The 17,729-nt window shown below is 68.4% G+C and carries 15 protein-coding genes; 4 read left to right on the top strand and 11 right to left on the bottom strand.

Annotation, left to right across the window (positions count from 1 at the left end; all coding sequences use genetic code 11):
* Positions 1 to 31: 31 nt before the first annotated feature.
* Positions 32 to 2,596, bottom strand: coding sequence for an ATP-dependent helicase HrpB (gene hrpB / locus GBZ48_RS34080; protein ID WP_174475087.1), 2,565 nt, complete (start codon positions 2,594 to 2,596; stop codon positions 32 to 34).
* Between the two features lie 175 nt (positions 2,597 to 2,771).
* Between hrpB and GBZ48_RS34075 the strand changes: the two genes are divergently transcribed.
* Entirely contained in the window at positions 2,772 to 3,257 is a 486-nt protein-coding gene (locus tag GBZ48_RS34075) for a ferritin-like domain-containing protein (RefSeq protein ID WP_174475086.1), read from the top strand.
* 44 nt (positions 3,258 to 3,301) lie between these two features.
* Here GBZ48_RS34075 and GBZ48_RS34070 read toward each other — a convergent pair whose 3' ends face one another.
* Together GBZ48_RS34070 and GBZ48_RS34065 are read right to left on the bottom strand one after the other, a co-directional pair.
* Entirely contained in the window at positions 3,302 to 3,514 is a 213-nt protein-coding gene (locus GBZ48_RS34070) for a hypothetical protein (RefSeq protein WP_174475085.1), read from the bottom strand.
* 112 nt (positions 3,515 to 3,626) lie between these two features.
* Positions 3,627 to 4,676 carry a hypothetical protein gene (locus GBZ48_RS34065; protein WP_174475084.1) on the bottom strand — a complete coding sequence of 350 codons (1,050 nt, stop codon included), beginning with the start codon at positions 4,674 to 4,676 and terminating at the stop codon, positions 3,627 to 3,629.
* Positions 4,677 to 4,877: 201 nt separating this feature from the next.
* On the opposite strand from GBZ48_RS34065, the gene GBZ48_RS34060 reads away from it, so the two are divergent.
* Positions 4,878 to 5,294, top strand: coding sequence for an HRDC domain-containing protein (locus GBZ48_RS34060; RefSeq protein ID WP_174475083.1), 417 nt, complete (start codon positions 4,878 to 4,880; stop codon positions 5,292 to 5,294).
* A 199-nt stretch (positions 5,295 to 5,493) separates the two neighbouring features.
* Positions 5,494 to 5,688, top strand: a complete 195-nt coding sequence (locus tag GBZ48_RS34055; RefSeq protein WP_174475074.1) for a hypothetical protein — start codon at positions 5,494 to 5,496, stop codon at positions 5,686 to 5,688.
* Positions 5,689 to 5,847: 159 nt separating this feature from the next.
* On the opposite strand, the gene frc is transcribed toward GBZ48_RS34055, so the two are convergent.
* The 7 genes from frc to mdh form a co-directional block, all read right to left on the bottom strand.
* A complete protein-coding gene (gene frc, locus GBZ48_RS34050) occupies positions 5,848 to 7,098 on the bottom strand; it encodes a formyl-CoA transferase (RefSeq protein WP_174475082.1) in 1,251 nt (416 codons plus the stop codon).
* Between the two features lie 111 nt (positions 7,099 to 7,209).
* Positions 7,210 to 7,683 carry a PAS domain-containing protein gene (locus GBZ48_RS34045; protein WP_174475081.1) on the bottom strand — a complete coding sequence of 158 codons (474 nt, stop codon included), beginning with the start codon at positions 7,681 to 7,683 and terminating at the stop codon, positions 7,210 to 7,212.
* Positions 7,684 to 7,982: 299 nt separating this feature from the next.
* Positions 7,983 to 9,239: a 2-oxoglutarate dehydrogenase complex dihydrolipoyllysine-residue succinyltransferase gene (gene odhB, locus GBZ48_RS34040; protein WP_174475080.1), complete on the bottom strand. Its 1,257-nt coding sequence runs from the start codon at positions 9,237 to 9,239 to the stop codon at positions 7,983 to 7,985.
* Between the two features lie 43 nt (positions 9,240 to 9,282).
* Positions 9,283 to 12,246, bottom strand: coding sequence for a 2-oxoglutarate dehydrogenase E1 component (locus GBZ48_RS34035; RefSeq protein WP_174475079.1), 2,964 nt, complete (start codon positions 12,244 to 12,246; stop codon positions 9,283 to 9,285).
* A 306-nt stretch (positions 12,247 to 12,552) separates the two neighbouring features.
* A complete protein-coding gene (gene sucD / locus GBZ48_RS34030; RefSeq protein ID WP_174475078.1) occupies positions 12,553 to 13,428 on the bottom strand; it encodes a succinate--CoA ligase subunit alpha in 876 nt (291 codons plus the stop codon).
* A gap of 1 nt (position 13,429) precedes the next feature.
* The gene (gene sucC, locus GBZ48_RS34025) at positions 13,430 to 14,626 is read right to left on the bottom strand and encodes an ADP-forming succinate--CoA ligase subunit beta (RefSeq protein WP_174475077.1); all 1,197 of its coding nucleotides are present in this window, start codon (positions 14,624 to 14,626) and stop codon (positions 13,430 to 13,432) included.
* Positions 14,627 to 14,756: 130 nt separating this feature from the next.
* Entirely contained in the window at positions 14,757 to 15,725 is a 969-nt protein-coding gene (gene mdh / locus GBZ48_RS34020) for a malate dehydrogenase (RefSeq protein WP_109449684.1), read from the bottom strand.
* A 270-nt stretch (positions 15,726 to 15,995) separates the two neighbouring features.
* Here mdh and GBZ48_RS34015 point away from each other — a divergent pair, with 270 nt between their 5' ends.
* On the top strand, positions 15,996 to 16,496 hold the full coding sequence (locus GBZ48_RS34015) for a hypothetical protein (RefSeq protein ID WP_174475076.1): 501 nt from the start codon (positions 15,996 to 15,998) through the stop codon (positions 16,494 to 16,496).
* A gap of 12 nt (positions 16,497 to 16,508) precedes the next feature.
* Here GBZ48_RS34015 and GBZ48_RS34010 read toward each other — a convergent pair.
* Positions 16,509 to 17,729, bottom strand: a 1,221-nt coding sequence (locus GBZ48_RS34010) for a DUF2336 domain-containing protein (protein ID WP_246307656.1), incomplete at its 5' end; no start/stop codon positions are given.

The following is a 17,729-nucleotide window of genomic DNA, read 5'->3' as shown; positions in this document are numbered from 1 at the left end:
GATTGGGGGTGTTTCGGTGCGGGGTGGGCCGTTACCGCCCCCTCGGCTTCGCCCGCGCGGTCGGTTCCGCCTCCAGCGGGTTGTCGGGCCAGTAGTGTTTCGGGTACTGGCCCTTCAAATCCGCCTTCACCGCCTTGTAGGCGTTGGCCCAGAAGCTCGCGAGGTCGCGGGTGACTTGGACCGGGCGGCGGGCGGGGGACAGCAGGTGCAGCAGCAAGGGCACCCGGCCGCCGGCGATGCGTGGGGTCTCGGCCAGACCGAACATCTCCTGCAACCGCACCGCCAGCACCGGCTCCTCGCCGTCATAGTCGATGGGGATGCGGGAGCCGCTCGGCACCTCGACATGGGTCGGGGCCTCGGCGTCCAGGCGGGTCTTCAACTCCCAGGGCAGCAGGGCGCGCAAGGCGCTCGACAGGTCGATGCGCTCCAGATGGGCGCGGCGCGACACGCCGTCGAGGAAGGGGGCCAGCCAGTCTTCCAAACCGTCCATCAGGGCGTCGTCGGACAGGTCGGGCCAGTCGTGGGCGTCGCCCTCGCGGTTGCGCAGGAACATCACGCGGGTGCGCCATTTGCGCAGCTCGTCGGTCCAGGGCAGGCAGGCGGGGCCGAGCGCGCGGATGCCCTCGATCATCGCGGCAACCATCGCGTCGGCAGGCGGCTTGGCCAGCTTCTCGTCCTTCAGGATCAGGGCGAACAGCATCCGCCGCCGCCGCGCCAGCACCGTCTGCTCGCGCGCGTCCCAAGCGACGATGGTCTCCGTGCGGATGTCGTCGGCGAAGCTCTCCTCCAGATCGGCCAGCGTCACCGGGGCGGCCAGGAAGATGCGCGATTCGCGGGCGGCGCCGTCGAGGTCGGCGATGGCAAGCCACTCCTCGGCCGACAGCGGCTCGGCCTGCTGGAAATAGGCGCCGCGCCCGCCCGACAGGCGGTACTGCGCCGCCACGCCGCCGGGCTGGCCGCCGGGGCGGCGCTGGCCGATGCGGTCGGGATAGGCCAGCGCCAGCAGGATGCCGACGGCGTTGGAATCCATCGCGTCGTCGTCGCGCACGCCGAGCTGGCGGCGCCATTGCCGGGCCTGCTTCACCGCATGCTGCGCCCCGCCGCGGTCGACGCTGAGGCCGCGCGCCGCGCCCTGGCCGCCGCGCTCCTCGCCGCGCAGCAGGTCGACGCGCAGGCGCAGGTCGGCGTCGCGGAAACCGGGCTGGCTGCGGACGATGTCGCGCTCGCCCAGAAGGGCCGCGACCAGACAGGCGAGCGCGCCCTGGCCCATCGCCTTGCCGGCCAGCATCATGTGGGCCAGACGCGGATGCACGCCGAAGCCGGCCATGCGGCGGCCATGCGGGGTGATGGCTCCCGATTTGTCGAGTGCGCCGAGGCCGGTCAGCAGCTCGCGCGCCTGGGCCATTGCCGCGGCCGGCGGCTGGTCGAGCCAGGACAGGCTGGCGGGGTCGGAAACTCCCCACACCGCAAGCTCCAGCGCCAGCGGGGCGAGGTCGGCGTCGGCGATCTCCGGCGTGGTGAAGGGGGCCAGCGCCTTGTGCGTCGCCTCCGGCCACAGGCGGTAGCAGACGCCGGGCTCCAGACGGCCGGCGCGGCCGCGGCGCTGCTCGGCCGAGGCCTGGCTGACCTTCACCGTCGCCAGACGGGTCATGCCGCCGCGCGGGTCGAAGCGCGGAACCCGCATCAGCCCGCTGTCGACCACGATGCGGATGCCCTCGATGGTCAGGCTGGTCTCGGCGATGGAGGTCGCCAGCACGATCTTGCGCTGGCCGGGCGGGGTGGGGCCGATGGCGCGGTCCTGCGCCTCGGCCGACAGGTCGCCATAGAGCGGGGCGATGACGGTGTTCGGCCCCAGGTCGGACTGGTCGAGCAGCGACTGGACGCGGCGGATCTCGCCGACGCCGGGCAGGAAGACCAGGGCGTTGCCGGGCTCCTCGCGGAGCGCGCGGCGGACGGCGGCGGCCACGGCATCCTCGATGCGGGTGCCCTGGCTTGGCGCGTCGAGGTGGCGGGTCTCGACCGGGTAGGCGCGGCCCTCGCTGGTCACCATCGGGGCCGGACCTTGCCCATCGGCCAGCAGGGTGGAGACCGGGGCGGCGTCCAGCGTCGCCGACATCACGACGAGGCGCAAATCGTCGCGCAGCGCGCCGCGCGCCTCCTGCACCAGGGCAAGGGCGAGGTCGCTGTCGATGCCGCGCTCGTGGAACTCGTCGAACAGGACGGCGCCGACGGCGGGAAGCTCCGGGTCTTCCTGAAGCTGGCGCAGGAACAGGCCGTCGGTCACCACCTCGATCCGGGTCTTCGGGCCGACCTTGGTGTCGAGGCGCACGCGGTAGCCGACGGTCTCGCCCACCGCCTCCCCCAGCATCGACGCCATCCGGCGGGCGGCGGCGCGGGCGGCGAGACGCCGCGGCTCCAGCACCAGGATCTTGCGGCCCTTTGCCCAAGCGGCCTCCAGCAGGGCCAGCGGCACGCGGGTGGTCTTGCCGGCGCCGGGCGGGGCTTGCAGCACAGCAGTGCCGCGGCTGTCCAACGCCTCCAGGAGGGCGGGCAGGACGGGATCGATGGGAAGGGCGGGGAAGGCGGGCTTGCTCATGGGGGAGTCTGCTGCCGCGAACCGGAGCGAAAGGCAATGGTTTTCGGGCTTAGGAGGGCGAGGCACGCGCCAAAAGGTCGCAGGGGCGGGAGAGCGGGAGAGCGGTCGCGACCGATGGCCGCAAAAAATGTATGGTTTTGTTGTCGTCGGGCTTTTTCGTACCTCAAAGGGACCCATGACCGATATCCACGACGCCGCCCTGTTCCTCGCCCACGCCTGTGCGCTGGAGGAGGACGCCGCCAACCGCTTCTCTGATCTGTCGGAGGCGATGAAGACCTATGGCAACCAGGAGGTCGCGGCCTTCTTCGGCCAGATGGCGAAATTCTCGCGCCTGCATCTGGCCGAGGCGCGGGGACGGTCGGGCTTCCGCAAGATCCCCGATCTGGCGCCGGAAGACTTCCAGTGGCCGGACGGCGACAGCCCGGAAGCGGCCTCGATGGAAGGCTCGCACTATCTGATGACGGTGGAATACGCGCTGGAGCTGGCGCTCGACAGCGAGCGGCGCGGGCAGGCCTTCTACGCCGAGGTGGCGAAGACCACCACCGATGCCGAGGTCCGCATGATGGCCGAGGAGTTCGCCGCCGAAGAGGCCGAGCATGTCGCCCAGCTGGAGGTGTGGGCCAAGCGCTATCCGGCCTTGCAGGGGCAAGCGCAGGGGTAAGCTTTGGGAGTGAGGAAGGGGGCGCTGGTTGCCCCCTCCCCTGGTTACTTTGACAAAGCGGACCAGTCGATCTCGTACACCTTGTCGGCCGGCTGGTAGGTCTTGAAGGCGGCGATCACGTCGTCGACGCTGACGCCGCCCGGCACGTTCTGGATTTCATAGACGACCGAGCTGCCGCTGGTCGGGCCGACGTCGGCGCTGCGGTGGGCCTGCGAGACCAGCCCTTCGCCAGCCTTCTTGATCATGATGGAAGCCATGCATCCGTCTCCTGTTGCGACTCGCCCGACGGCAAAACCATAAACAAAAAGTGGTTTAACCGGAAGGCGGAAAGAACGGCGACGTTTGCACTGCGTCATTTTGGGGGCGTCATTACGGCAGGGAGGCGGCCTCCGTCACCGGGGCGCGGCCGGGCATGCGGTCGGGCTGGGCACCGCGCAGCGCCCCGGCGATGCCGCCGGTCAGCCAGACCGAGAAGGCGTTGCGGCCGGTGGCGCTGGCCTGATCGCAGGCGGCGGTGGGGGGAGCGTCCTCGTAGTCCTCAGGCTCCACGGCGGCGGTGCCGTAGTTCCACAAGGGCAGCGAGGCGGCGGCCGGCTGGGCGGCCGGCTGGATTGACGGCTGGGCTGACGGTTCGGCGGCCGAGGCGCTGGAGATCAGGCTGGGCGCCTGCCGGGCCGGGCGGCTGTGCACCTCGATCAGGGCGACGCGGATGCCGGCGGCCCAGGCGCGGTCGATGAAGGCGCGGACCTGCCGCTCGGTGGCGGTGGAACCGGCGACGGCCCCGGGCGCCCCGCCGGTCAGCCAGGCCGACGGCGTCGGGCCGCAGCCGCGCCGGTATTGCAGGGCCACCTGATCCTGCACATAGGTCTGGCCGCGATAGAGGCGCATCAGGCCGTTGCCGTAGCGCTGCAACTCGTCCACCGGGCCGCGGCTGGCGGTCAGCAGGTTGCGGTCGATCAGGATCAGCGTCGGCTTGACGGCGATCAGCCGGTCGAGCAGCGGCTCGAAATCGGCGAACTGGGCCTGCCGGTGGACGATGCGCAGGAATTCCAGATTGGGCACGCCACGCTCGGCCGCGACCTTCGCCATGCCGCGTTCGTCCAGCGTGGCGTCGCGCAGGGCGGTGTCGCCCAGCGCCACCACCATCACCGAATTGGGGAGGCGGGCGGCCCGCTCGGCCACCGTGTTGATGCGGTTCAGATTGTACCAGGCGAAGGGCTGGTCGTAGAGCATGGACCCGGTCCACAGCACCCCCAGCGCCGCCAGCGCGGCCAGCACCAGCGGCGCAATCAGTACCGTCCCCAGCAATCCCCAGCGCCGCCTGCCGCGCCGCGGCATCTCCGTGGCGGCGGCTTCCCCGGCATGGGGGGAAACGGAGTGCTGGTCCGGTTGGGGCTCCTGCGGGTCGAGATGGGACATCGGGCGTCTCCGGGCGTGCTGCGGCTACTCCCACAACGCGCGGGGGAGGTGAATCGACACGCGGTAATTGGGGGTATCCCCAAGGTCCCGGAACACCTCCGCCGCAGGGTCCCGGTTTGCCGAACGCGCCGTTTGTGTGTAGGCTCCGACCATGGAGGACGGCCTTGCCGCAGGGTTGGCCCCTTACAACAGGATTGGGCGATGAGCACCGAGATCCGCACCTTCAGCATTCCCGACGCCGCCGCCGAAGAGGCGCAGGCGCAGCTGTCCAGCTTCCTGCGGACGGTCGAGGTCCAGCGCATCGAAACCGCCTATGCCGACGGGGCGTGGCGCGTGCTGGTGCTGTTCACCGATCTCCGCCGCAAGGAGGAATCGCAGCAGATCGAGGCCGCCATCGCCGCGGCGCTGAACGGCTGGCGCGACAAGGCCGCCGCCCAGGCCGGGGTGACGCGCGACGCCGTCCTGGCCGACGATCTGGTGCAGGAGATCGCCCGCTTCGCCCCGACGACGGAGCATGAGCTGTCGATCATCGTGAATGCCCGCGGGCAGGCCATCTCGCCCCAGGGTGGGGAGATCGTGCAGGTGGTGCGCTCGACGCTGGACCTGCTGATCGACTGACCAGCTGAGCGGTTCCGGGGGACGTCCTATCCGATTCGGGCGGGTTCGCGCACATCCAAAGGCTGTGCTGGTGCTGCCGTAAGCGTCAGTTGGTTCCGGCGCCTTGCCATGCCAGGATGGCACCCTTCACTGACACCGGTGAGTGGGGTTGGTTGTGGCTTCGAAGGATCATCCGAAACGTCGTGGCGCAATACCGCACGTGGCTACGGCGGACGCGGTGTGGACCATGGTTCCGGACTATCGGAAGATGGCGCAGGAACTGGCCCAGCTGGGGGCGGAAGCCGCCCGGCGCGCCCGCATGACCGGCAACGGGCATTACGACCGGCTCGCCCACACCCTGACCAGCCGGGCGGACGAGATCCTGGACGATCTGGAGCGCGGCCGGAAGATTTGACCGGACTGGACGGTTGGGAAAAAGGAAACGGCGCCCGGATGGGGCGCCGTTTTTGTTTTCGCAAATCTGTCACAAAAATCTGCCGCAAGGCTGCCGGGTGCCCCCTTCACCCCAGCCCTCTCCCCGGAGGGAGAGGGGAGTGCCGGGGGGCAATCGGCCTCAGACCACCTTGGCGCTGTGCATGGCGGCGATCTGGTCCTTGTTGTAGCCGAGCTGGGCCAGGACCTCGTCGGTGTGCTCGCCGAGCAGCGGCGAGCCGGTGACCTCGACCGTCATGTCCGAGAACTTGATCGGGCTGCCGACGGTCAGGTACTTGCCGCGCTGCTTGTGGTCGACCTCGACGACGGTGCCGCTGGCGCGCAGCGACGGGTCGTTGGCGATCTCCTTCATCGACAGCACCGGCGCGCACGGGATGTCGTACTTGCGCAGGATGTCGACGGCCTCGAACTTGGTCTTGTCCTTCAGCCAATCCTCGATGATCGCGAAGATGTCGAAGATCTTGTCCTGACGGGCGAGAGCCGTGTTGTAGGCCGGATCGTCGATCCACTCCTCGCGGCCCAGAGCCTTACAGATCGGCGCCCAGGCATGGCCCTGGATGGTGAAGTAGATGTAGGCGTTGGGATCGGTCTCCCAGCCCTTGCACTTCAGCACCCAGCCCGGCTGGCCGCCGCCGCCGGCATTGCCGCCGCGCGGAACCACGTCGGTGAACTTGCCGTGCGGGTACTGCGGGTATTCCTCCAGGTAGCCGACGCGGTCCAGGCGCTGCTGGTCGCGCAGCTTGACGCGGCAGAGGTTCAGCACGCTGTCCTGCATCGAGACGGCGACCTTCTGGCCCTTGCCGGTCTTGGTGCGGGCCATCAGGGCCGTCAGGATGCCGATGGCGAGGTGCATGCCGGTGTTGCTGTCGCCGAGAGCGGCGGCGGACACGGTCGGCGGGCCATCCCAGAAACCGGTGGTCGACGCGGCACCGCCGGCGCACTGGGCGACGTTCTCATAGACCTTCAGGTCCTGGTAATGGTGGCCGTCGCTGAAGCCCTTGACCGAGGCGACGATCATGCCGGGGTTCAGTTCCTTGATCTTGTCCCAGCTGAAGCCCATGCGGTCCAGCGCGCCGGGGCCGAAATTCTCGACCAGCACGTCGGATTCCTTGATCAGACGGGTCAGGACTTCCTTGCCCTCGGCCGTCTTGGTGTCCAGCGTCAGGGAGCGCTTGTTGCTGTTGAGCATGGTGAAATAGAGCGCGTCGGCATCCGGGATGTCGCGCAGCTGGCTGCGGGTGACGTCGCCGGCGCCCGGACGTTCGACCTTGATGACGTCCGCGCCGTACCAGGCCAGAAGCTGGGTGCAGGCGGGGCCGGCCTGCACGTGGGTGAAGTCGATGATCTTAATGCCTTCGAGCGGCTTGGTCATGACTGCAACACTCCCTTATTTCGCGTTGTTTCAGTTTGTCTGTTGGATTCGATCTTCGGAGATCGGCCCCGATTCGATCTTCGGAGCCTGCTCCCCGGGGTCCGCTCGCACTCAGCCGGCCGCAGCGACGCCGGCTTGGGCGGCGGCTTCGAGGTCGGTGAGGCGGCGGCGCAATTTCCGCTCTTCAGTCCAGCGGGCGGTTTCGTCCCGCACCACGGCGACGATCCCGGTCACCGCACCGTCGGTCCCGCGCAAAAGCGCGACGGTGAAGGCGATCGACAGGCTGTGCCCGTCCTTGTGGACCGCCGGAACCCGAAGCAGGTCATGGCCGTAGCGGGTCTCGCCGGTGGCCATGGTGTTTTCGTAGCCATCCCAATGACGCTGGCGCTGGCGTTCGGGAATGATGATGTCGAGCGACTTGCCCATCGCCTCGTCGGCGGTGAAGCCGAACATCCGCTCCGCCGCCGCATTCCACAGGGCGATGGCGCCGGCCGGATCGGACACGATGACGGCATCGCCGATCACCGCCACCAGCTGTTCGCAATCCACAACCGCGGGCGAACCCGCTGCTGTCCTCTCGTCCATGTCGATCTCCTTGGTGCCCGCCCCCTCTTGGATTGGGCACCGGGGGAGCCGGTGCGGCGATGGCCCGTAAACCGCCGTCGCACTGACATTATCGATACGGTATACCAGATACCATATCGCTGGCAAGAGGATTTGAGCGCTTCGCGAACTGTTGTTTGCGCGAACCTTTCGGGGGAGGCGGCAAAAAGAAAAAGGGCGCCTTGCGGCGCCCCTTCAGGGTTCCAGGGGCACTGCCCCCGGCGGGTGGGTCAAGGGAGGGGCGGAGCCCTCCCTTGCCTCGTCAAGCCCGTTATGTCGGATCAGACGTCCAGCAGCAGGCGGCGCGGATCCTCGATCAGCTCCTTGATGCGGACGAGGAAGGTGACCGCTTCCTTGCCGTCGATGATGCGGTGATCGTAGGACAGCGCCAGATACATCATCGGGCGGACCTCGATCTTGCCGCCGACGACGACCGCACGGTCCATCGTCTTGTGCATGCCGAGAATGGCCGACTGCGGCGGGTTGATGATCGGGGTCGACATCAGCGAGCCGTAGACACCACCGTTGGAGATGGTGAAGGTGCCCCCCGTGAGCTCGTCCATCGACAGCTTGCCGTCGCGGCCCTTCTTGCCGAGTGCTGCGATGGTGCCCTCGACGCCGGCGAAGTCCAGCTTGTCGGCGTCACGCACCACCGGAACCACCAGACCCTGCGGCGTGCCGACGGCGACGCCGATGTCATAGTAGTTCTTGTAGACGATGTCGGTGCCGTCGATCTCGGCGTTGACGGCCGGGATCTCCTTCAGGGCCTGGACGGCGGCCTTGACGAAGAAGGACATGAAGCCGAGCCGCACCTTGTGGCGCTTTTCGAAATAATCCTTGTACTCGGCACGCAGAGCCATCGCCGCCGACATGTCCACCTCGTTGAAGGTGGTCAGCATGGCGGCGCTGTTCTGGGCCTCCTTCAGGCGCTCGGCGATGCGCTGGCGCAGGCGGGTCATGCGGACGCGCTCTTCCTGAGCGGCCCGCGGACGGTCGCCCTGGGTGCCGGCGGCCCACTGGACCTTCGGGGCCGGCGCCGGAGCGGCCGGCTTGGCGGCGGGAGCCGGAGCCGCCGGGGCAGCCAGCACGTCGCCCTTGGTCACGCGGCCGTCCTTGCCCGAACCGGCGATGGACGAGCCGTCGATGCCCTTCTCGTCGGCCAGCTTGCGGGCGGCCGGGCCGGAGGCGGCCAGGTTGCCCGGAGCGGCGGCGGCGGCCGGGGCGGCAGCCGGGGCCGGAGCGGCGGCGGGAGCCGGGGCAGCGGCCGGAGCGGCGGCGGCCGGGGCGGCGGCAGCGCCGGCGCCCTCGGTCAGGACGCCGAGCAGGGCGCCGACCTCGACGTTCGCACCTTCCGCGGCGACGATCTCGGCCAGCACGCCGGCGGCCGGGGCGTTCACCTCGAGCGTGACCTTGTCGGTCTCCAGCTCGACCAGCGCCTCGTCCATGGCGACGGCCTCGCCGGCCTTCTTCAGCCAGCGGGCGACCGTCGCCTCGGAGACGGACTCACCCAGCGTGGGGACCTTGATTTCGGTAGCCATTTCTTATTCCTCGTTCGTCTTCTTGTTCGCTTGGGCGAGAGGGTCAGCGGACCGTCAGGGCTTCATCCAGGAGCTTGGCCTGCTCCTTGTTGTGGCGCTTCAGCAGGCCGGTCGCCGGCGAGGCGGTGGCCGGGCGACCGACGTAGGACGGGCGGCCGGCCTTGTGGCCGACGTCCTTCAGCACGGCTTCCAGGCGGCGGTCGGCGAAGAACCAGGCGCCCTGGTTCTCCGGCTCCTCCTGGCACCAGACCAGCTCGGCGTTCGGATACTTGGCGAACTCGGCCGCCAGCGCGTCCTTCGGGAACGGATAGAGCTGTTCCAGGCGCAGGATGACGACGTCCTTGATGCCGCGGCTCATGCGCTCCTGCAGCAGGTCGTAATAGACCTTGCCGGAACAGACGACGATGCGGCGGATCTTGTCGTTGGCGGCCAGATCGTTGGCGGTCTCGCCCAGCACGCGGTGGAAGCTGCTGCCCGGACCCATCTCCGACAGGTCGGAGATGCACAGCTTGTGGCGCAGCAGCGACTTCGGCGTGAACAGGACCAGCGGCTTGCGGAAGCTGCGGCGGATCTGGCGGCGGAAGACGTGGAACAGGTTGGCCGGCGTCGTCACGTTGCAGATCTGCCAGTTGTCCTCGGCGCACATCTGCAGGAAGCGTTCCGGACGGGCGGACGAGTGTTCCGGACCCTGGCCCTCGTAGCCGTGCGGCAGCAGCATCACCAGGCCGGACATGCGCAGCCACTTGGACTCGCCCGACGAGATGAACTGGTCGATGATGGTCTGCGCGGTGTTGGCGAAATCGCCGAACTGCGCTTCCCACAGCACCAGATTGTGCGGCTCGGCCAGCGAATAGCCGTACTCGTAGCCGACGACGGCGGCTTCCGACAGCGGGCTGTCATGGACCTCGAAGGTCGCCTGGTCCGGGCTGACGTGGCAGAGCGGGACGTACTTCTCTTCGGTGTTCTGGTCGTACATCACCGCATGGCGGTGCGAGAAGGTGCCGCGGCCCGAATCCTGGCCCGACAGGCGGACGCCGGTGCCCTCGGCGACCAGCGTGCCGTAGGCCAGCGCCTCGGCGGTCGCCCAGTCGATGCCTTCGCCGGTCTCCAGCGTCTTCTTCTTGGCTTCCAGCTGGCGCGCGATCTTGGAGTTGATCGCGAAGTCCTTCGGGTACTCGCAGAGCTTGAAGCCGATCTGCTTCAGCGTGTCGATGTCCACGCCGGTCTCGCCGCGGTGGGCGGTGTTGGCGCCCTGCGCCTCCAGCCCGGCCCACTTGCCTTCCAGCCAGTCGGCCTTGTTCGGCCTGTAGGTGCTGGACGCCTCGAACTCGGCCTCCAGCTTCTTCATGAAGTCCTGGGTGATCTGGTCGCCCTCGGACTGGGTGATCACGTTCTCCGCCACCAGCTGCTTGGCATACAGCTCGCGCGTGGTCGCGTGGGAGCGGATGTTCTTGTACATGATCGGCTGGGTGAAGCCCGGCTCGTCGCCCTCGTTGTGGCCGTGGCGGCGGTAGCAGACCATGTCGATCACGACGTCCCGCTTGAACTTCTGGCGGAACTCGATGGCGATGCGGCTGACATGGACGACGGCTTCGGGATCGTCGCCGTTCACGTGGAAGATCGGCGCCTGCACCATCTTGGCCATGTCGGAGCAGTACACGCCCGACCGCGAATAGGTCGGGTTGGTGGTGAAGCCGATCTGGTTGTTGATGATGAAGTGCATGGTGCCGCCGGTGCGGTAGCCGCGCAGCTCCGACAGGCCCAGCGTCTCGGCCACGATGCCCTGGCCGGCGAAGGCGGCGTCGCCATGGATCAGCACGCCCATCACCTGCTCGCGCTCAAGGTCGCGGCGCTGCTGCTGCTTGGCGCGCACCTTGCCCAGCACGACCGGGTTGACCCATTCCAGGTGGGACGGGTTGGCGGTCAGCGACAGGTGGACGATGTTGCCGTTGAAGTCGCGGTCCGACGAGGTGCCGAGATGGTACTTCACGTCGCCGGAGCCCTGGACGTCCTCGGGGCTCGACGGGTTGCCCTGGAACTCCGAGAAGACGGCGGAGAAGGGCTTGCCCATGAAGTTGGTCAGCATGTTCAGACGGCCGCGGTGGGCCATGCCGACGACGGCTTCCTTGAGGCCGAGCTGGCCGCCGCGCTTCAGGATCTGCTCCAGCGCGGGGATCATCGACTCGCCGCCCTCAAGGCCGAAGCGCTTGGTGCCGGTGTATTTCAGCTGCAGGAACTTCTCGAAGCCCTCGGCCGCGGTCAGGCGCTCCAGGATGGCGCGCTTGCCGTTCACCGTGAAGTCGGTGTGGTTGCGGCCGCCCTCGATGCGCTCCTGGATCCAGGCCTTCTCTTCCGGGTCCTGGATGTGCATGAACTCGACGCCGATCGTCCCGCAATAGGTCTTGTGCAGGATGTCGAGGATCTGGCGCAGCGTCGCCGTTTCCAGGCCGAGCGAGTAGTTCAGGAAGATCGGACGGTCGAGGTCGTCCGGGCCGAAGCCGTAGGTCGCCGGATCCAGTTCCGGGTGCGGCTCGCGCTTCTCCAGACCCAGCGGGTCGAAATGCGCGTTCATGTGGCCGCGGACGCGGAAGACGCGGATCAGCATCAGGGCGCGGATGCTGTCCAGCGTGGCGGCGCGCAGCTGCTGCGGGCTGATGCCGCCGTAGACCTGCTGGGTGTGGGACAGCATGGCGCCGTTGCCGGGGCCGTTCATCGCCGCGGCGGCGCCGTTGCCAACGCCATTGCCGGCGCCGTTGGGGACGCTGACGATGAAGCTTTCGGCGACCGGGTCGCGCTTGGCCTTGGGGTCCTCCAGATCGGACACGGTCCAGGACGCGCCGCGCAGCTCGTCCAGGACGGCGCGCGAATCCTCGTCCAGATCCTGGAAGAAGCTGTTCCAGCTGGGATCGACGGCGGCCGGGTTGGACAGGTAGCTGGCGTAGAGTTCGGCGACGTAACCGGCGTTCGAGCCGAAGAGGAACGAGGTCTGTTCCAGATTTGCCGACATGGTTTCACCTCGGGCCGTGAGCCCGATTCCCTGTGGGAGATGATCGCGAGTGATGAAGGGGGCGGGAGATCGATGGATACCCATGTGCAAGAACCGGCGAAGGGAGCCGGTGGGATGCGAGGTGGGATGCCGTACGCACCGCCGACGCTTGCATATGGGTTCCCAGGACCAACCGTCCAAGAGGATAGGCCGAAGGGGCGTCGGGCGGGGCACCGCAGCGTCCCGCCCGTCAACCTCTTCGAAAGGCGTCCTCTTTTCAAAGGCCTGAAGCCGCGGACGTCACGTCGCCGTGACGCCCGCAGGGGATCAGCCCTTGAACACCTTCAGCATGGTGGAGCCCAGGCTGGCGGGGCTGTCGGCGACGGCGATGCCGACCGACTTCATGAAGTCGATCTTGAAGTCGGCGGTGTCGTTGCCGCCGGAGATCACCGCACCGGCATGGCCCATGCGGCGGCCCGGAGGAGCCGTGCGGCCGGCGATGAAGCCGACGACCGGCTTCTTGGTGCCCGAGGCCTTGATGAACTCGGCGCCGCGGACTTCGGCGTCGCCGCCGATCTCGCCGATCATGATGATGCCCTCGGTCTCCGGGTCCTTCACGAACAGCTCCAGGCTGTCGACGAAGTTGGTGCCGTTGACCGGGTCGCCGCCGATGCCGATGCAGGTGGTCTGGCCGAGGCCGGCCGCCGTGGTCTGTGCCACCGCCTCATAGGTCAGCGTGCCGGAGCGCGACACGATGCCGATCTTGCCGCGCTTGTGGATGTGGCCCGGCATGATGCCGATCTTGCACTCGTCCGGCGTGATGATGCCGGGGCAGTTCGGGCCGATCAGGCGGGTGGCCGAGCCGTTGAGTGCGCGCTTGACGCGGACCATGTCCAGCACCGGGATGCCCTCGGTGATGCAGACCACCAGCGGGATTTCGGCGTCGATGGCTTCCAGGATCGCGTCGGCCGCAAACGGCGGCGGCACGTAGATCACGGAGGCGTTGGCGCCGGTCTTCTCGACCGCCTCGGCGACGGTGTCGAAGATCGGCAGGTCGAGGTGCTTGGCCCCGCCCTTACCGGGCGTGACGCCGCCGACCATCTTGGTGCCGTAGGCGATGGCCTGCTCGGAGTGGAAGGTGCCCTGGGCTCCGGTGAAGCCCTGGCAGATCACCTTCGTGTTCTTATCGACGAGAACAGCCATGTTACGCGGCCTCCTTCACGGCCTTGACCACCTTTTCGGCGGCATCGGCGAGGTTGTCGGCCGAGAGGATCGGCAGGCCGGATTCGGCCAGGATCTTCTTGCCCAGATCGACGTTGGTGCCTTCCAGGCGCACAACCAGCGGAACGTGCAGGTGCACTTCGCGCGCCGCGGCGACCACGCCCTCGGCGATCACGTCGCAGCGCATGATGCCGCCGAAGATGTTGACCAGGATGCCTTCGACGTTGCTGTCGGACAGGATCAGCTTGAAGGCCGCGGTGACGCGCTCCTTCGTGGCGCCGCCGCCGACGTCGAGGAAGTTGGCCGGCTCGCCGCCATAGAGCTTGATGATGTCCATGGTGGCCATCGCCAGGCCGGCGCCGTTGACCATGCAGCCGATGTTGCCGTCGAGCTTGACGTAGTTGAGGCTGTGCTTGGCCGCCTCGATCTCCGACGGATCCTCTTCGGCTTCGTCGCGCAGCTCTTCCACGTCCTTGTGGCGGAACAGCGCGTTGTCGTCGAAGTTCATCTTGGCGTCGAGCGCCAGGATGTCGCCCGAACCGGTGACGATCAGCGGGTTGATTTCGACGATGGCGCAGTCCAGATCCACGAAGGCCTTGTAGGCGGCCTGGATGAACTTGGCGGCGGCGCCGACCTGCTTGCCTTCCAGGCCCAGCGCGAAGGCGACCTTGCGGGTGTGGTAGCCCTGGATGCCGGTGGCCGGGTCGACCGCGACCTTGATGATCTTCTCGGGCGTGTTATGGGCGACCTCTTCGATCTCCATGCCGCCTTCGGTCGAGGCCATGATCGTCACGCGGCCGGTGGCGCGGTCGATCAGCATGCCGAGGTACAGCTCGCGCTTGATGTCGGCGCCTTCCTCGATGTAGAGGCGCTTCACCTCGCGGCCTTCCGCGCCGGTCTGCTTGGTCACGAGGACGCTGTTCAGCATCTCGGCGGCGTTCTTGCCGACTTCCTCGATCGACTTGACGACGCGGACGCCGCCCTTGCCCTCGGGGTTGTTCTTGAAGCGGCCGGCGCCGCGGCCACCGGCGTGGATCTGGGACTTCACGACCCAGACCGGACCGCCCAGCTCGCGGGCGACCGTCTCGGCCTCCTGCGGGGTGTAGGCAACGCCGCCGCGGGGAACCGCGACGCCGTACTTCTTCAGCAGGCTTTTCGCCTGGTACTCATGGATGTTCATCGGGCGTCCATCTGTTTTTTGTTTCGGCTGACGAGAACGGGTCGACTGAAGGACAAGACGGGCGCACCACCGGCGTCCACCCGGCCCGGATATGGGCCGGGTGGACGCCGGAGACCGCGCGATCCGTTCTTTAGGAAGCGGACTTCTCGGCGTCCAGCTTCTTGACGACGTCGACCAGCGTCTTCACCGCGTCGACGGAGTTCTGGAACATCGCCTTCTCTTCGTCGTTCAGCTCGATCTCGATGATCTTCTCGACGCCGCCGGCGCCGATGATCGTCGGGACGCCGACGTAGAGGTCGTCCTGGCCGTACTGGCCGCTCAGGTGGGCGGCGACCGGCAGGACGCGCTTCTGGTCCTTGAGGTAGGACTCGGCCATCTGGATGGCGGAGGCGGCCGGGGCGTAGAAGGCCGAGCCGGTCTTCAGCAGCTTGACGATCTCGGCACCGCCGTCACGGGTACGCTGAACGATGGCGTCCAGCTTCTCCTGCGTGGTCCAGCCCATCTTGACCAGATCGGGCAGCGGGATGCCGGCGACGGTGGAGTAGCGCACCAGCGGGACCATCGTGTCGCCGTGGCCGCCCAGCACGAAGGCGGTGACGTCCTCGACCGAGACGTTGAACTCTTCGGCCAGGAAGTAGCGGAAGCGGGCCGAGTCGAGCACGCCGGCCATGCCGACCACGCGCTCCGGCGGCAGGCCGGACGCCTGCTGCAGCACCCACACCATCACGTCGAGCGGGTTGGTGATGACGATGACGAAGGCGTTCGGGGCGTACTTGCCGATGGCCTCGCCGACGGTCTTGCAGACGCCGCTGTTGATGCCGATCAGGTCGTCGCGGCTCATGCCCGGCTTGCGCGGGATGCCGGCGGTGACGATCACGACGTCGGCACCCTCGATGACCGAGTAGTCGTTGCCGCCGGTCAGGCTGGCGTTGAAGCCCTCGACCGGGGAGGTTTCGGCGAGATCCAGCGCCTTGCCGGCCGGCATGCCTTCGGCGATGTCGAACAGGACGACGTCGCCCAGTTCCTTCTGAGCGGCGAGCAGAGCCAGCGTGCCGCCAATCTGGCCGGCACCGACGAGCGCAATCTTCTTGCGAGCCATGGAGCGTTCCCTAAAACGTTTGAGCGTCCCCCATTCAGCGGGAGACTAGAACCGTTGGTCATTCTAACGTCTTAGGGATCCAGCGCCCCGAGATTTCGGAAGCGTAGGTAGCGCGTTTTGTCGCGGAGGGCAAGCATGACCGCAAGCGGAGCATTGCAGCTTTGCGTCGCACCCCCGATGATCCTTTCCAAAGGGCGGAGCGTTCGGCTTTATACGTATGGTTCGCGTCCGGTCCTTACCTTGTTCGAAGATGGTCGAAGGAGAGCGCAGATGGCCAAGCTCGTGGCCCGTTTCATTCCCGGTCTGACCATGTCGCTGGCGCTTGCCGCCGGTGTTATGGGGGCCGGTGTCCTGGGGGGCGGTGCCGCCCAGGCCCAGACGGTCGGCGATTATACCGCCGCCATGGCCGCCGCCCCGATCACCGACGCGGTGGCGGCCCCCAGCGTCGCCTACTGCCAGACGCTGACCAACTACGTCTACACCTCGATCCCCGAAAACCAGCGCTCCAGCTGGGTGCTGCCGCTGGTGACGCTGGACGGGGCGCAGTCGGCGGAGACGTCGGCCAAGCGCGACGCCTGTCTGAAGGTGCGCCAGCAGGCGCTGATCGCCTTCGACGCCGGCACCGGCGAGCAGATCGTCACCCCGGCCGAGGCGATGGAAGGCCCGACCGACCGCGGCCCCTACTACAAGGAGCCGTCGCCCGACGCCCCGGTCCCGCACACCGGCCGCGCCACCCCGCGCCAGCCGATGCCGCGCGGCGGCGTGCAGTAAGGCTGAAAACAGTCAGGGCCCGACGCCGTAGCGTTCCAGGTGGCGGGCCATCTCGGCGGGGGACAGCGGGAAGCCGCTGCCCTGCCGGGCGTTCAGCATGGCGCGCGGGTGGATGCCGGCGGCCCGCGCCTGGATCTGCATGGCGCAGCGCATCGACAGGCCGGCGCGCCAGACCAATGCTGTGACCGCCTGCGGGTCGTGGGCGTCGAGGATCAGATCCACCACCTCCGGCGCCACGCGGGCGCGCAGCGTCAGTGCCGCCCGCACGAAGCCGGTCTCGTTCCACGACATCGCGTCGCTGAGCGCGGTTTCGTCCAGCTTCCCCTGCCGGTGCAGGCGGACGGCGCGGCGTTCCGGCGGTTCGGCCGAGTCGGGCGCCTCGGCCCAGTCGATGCGGCGGCGGGTGGTCGCGGCGATCTCCGCCACCGTGGCGTCGTCGAGGTCGCCGCGGCGGCGCAACGCCTCGACCACCGCCAGATCGACGAAATCGGCCAGCCGCAGCGCCAGCCGGCGGGGCAGGGCCGGGCGGCGGGCCAGCTTTTCCCGCCAGTCGGGATGGTGGGCCGATTGCTCCACCAGCGCTTCCAGAGTGGGTTCGGCGATCACCGCACCACTGTTGTCGAGCAGGATTCCGGTCGCCTCGGCATGGCCGCTGCCGGCGATGGCGTCGGACAGGGCGGCGCCGATGCTGTGGCGCCGGGCGATGGCCGACAGCGCCCAGCCGGCCGGCGCCGCGGCGACGATGTCCAGCAGATCCTCGTCGCCCAGCGCCGCACAGCAGCGCAGCACCGGCTCCGCCACCGTCCGTTCGACATCGCGCGCCAGCGTCGCCACGACCGAGGGCGGGGCGCAGGCGATGTCCTTGATCGCCGTCGCCAGCGCCTCGCGCACCCGGACGATGTGGTCGCGGGCCAACTGCTCCAGCGCGCGGGTCGCGACGGTGCTGACGGTGTCGGCTCCGCCCGGCGGCAGGTCCGGCAGCAACCGGCACAGCTTGCGGGCCAGGGTGGAGCGCACGTCGGCATCGCCCATGCCGGCCAGCCGCGATTCGACCAGAACGTCGCCGACCTGACGGACGACGCCGCGTCCGGGCTGGGGGGCGGCAGCGGGGGGCGGTTCCGGCACCGGGGCCGGCGTTGACGTTGGTTCCGGCGATTCGGCGAACAGATAGTCCATCAGCTCGGGCGCGACACCGCACTCCGTCTCCGGCGGAAGACGGGGGGAGGGGCGGGA

Source organism: Azospirillum melinis (assembly GCF_013340935.1).
GTDB lineage: Bacteria > Pseudomonadota > Alphaproteobacteria > Azospirillales > Azospirillaceae > Azospirillum > Azospirillum melinis.
Note: the sequence above shows the minus strand (reverse complement) of the source record. Positions and strands in the feature narration are given on the sequence as shown.

What these genes read in the sequence shown, in the direction of transcription:
- hrpB (WP_174475087.1), bottom strand. Translation starts at nt 2,596, where the DNA reads ATGAGCAAGCCCGCCTTCCCCGCCCTTCCCATCGATCCCGTCCTGCCC.
- GBZ48_RS34075 (WP_174475086.1), top strand. Translation starts at nt 2,772, where the DNA reads ATGACCGATATCCACGACGCCGCCCTGTTCCTCGCCCACGCCTGTGCG.
- GBZ48_RS34070 (WP_174475085.1), bottom strand. Translation starts at nt 3,514, where the DNA reads ATGGCTTCCATCATGATCAAGAAGGCTGGCGAAGGGCTGGTCTCGCAG.
- GBZ48_RS34065 (WP_174475084.1), bottom strand. Translation starts at nt 4,676, where the DNA reads ATGTCCCATCTCGACCCGCAGGAGCCCCAACCGGACCAGCACTCCGTT.
- GBZ48_RS34060 (WP_174475083.1), top strand. Translation starts at nt 4,878, where the DNA reads ATGAGCACCGAGATCCGCACCTTCAGCATTCCCGACGCCGCCGCCGAA.
- frc (WP_174475082.1), bottom strand. Translation starts at nt 7,098, where the DNA reads ATGACCAAGCCGCTCGAAGGCATTAAGATCATCGACTTCACCCACGTG.
- GBZ48_RS34045 (WP_174475081.1), bottom strand. Translation starts at nt 7,683, where the DNA reads ATGGACGAGAGGACAGCAGCGGGTTCGCCCGCGGTTGTGGATTGCGAA.
- odhB (WP_174475080.1), bottom strand. Translation starts at nt 9,239, where the DNA reads ATGGCTACCGAAATCAAGGTCCCCACGCTGGGTGAGTCCGTCTCCGAG.
- GBZ48_RS34035 (WP_174475079.1), bottom strand. Translation starts at nt 12,246, where the DNA reads ATGTCGGCAAATCTGGAACAGACCTCGTTCCTCTTCGGCTCGAACGCC.
- sucD (WP_174475078.1), bottom strand. Translation starts at nt 13,428, where the DNA reads ATGGCTGTTCTCGTCGATAAGAACACGAAGGTGATCTGCCAGGGCTTC.
- sucC (WP_174475077.1), bottom strand. Translation starts at nt 14,626, where the DNA reads ATGAACATCCATGAGTACCAGGCGAAAAGCCTGCTGAAGAAGTACGGC.
- mdh (WP_109449684.1), bottom strand. Translation starts at nt 15,725, where the DNA reads ATGGCTCGCAAGAAGATTGCGCTCGTCGGTGCCGGCCAGATTGGCGGC.
- GBZ48_RS34015 (WP_174475076.1), top strand. Translation starts at nt 15,996, where the DNA reads ATGGCCAAGCTCGTGGCCCGTTTCATTCCCGGTCTGACCATGTCGCTG.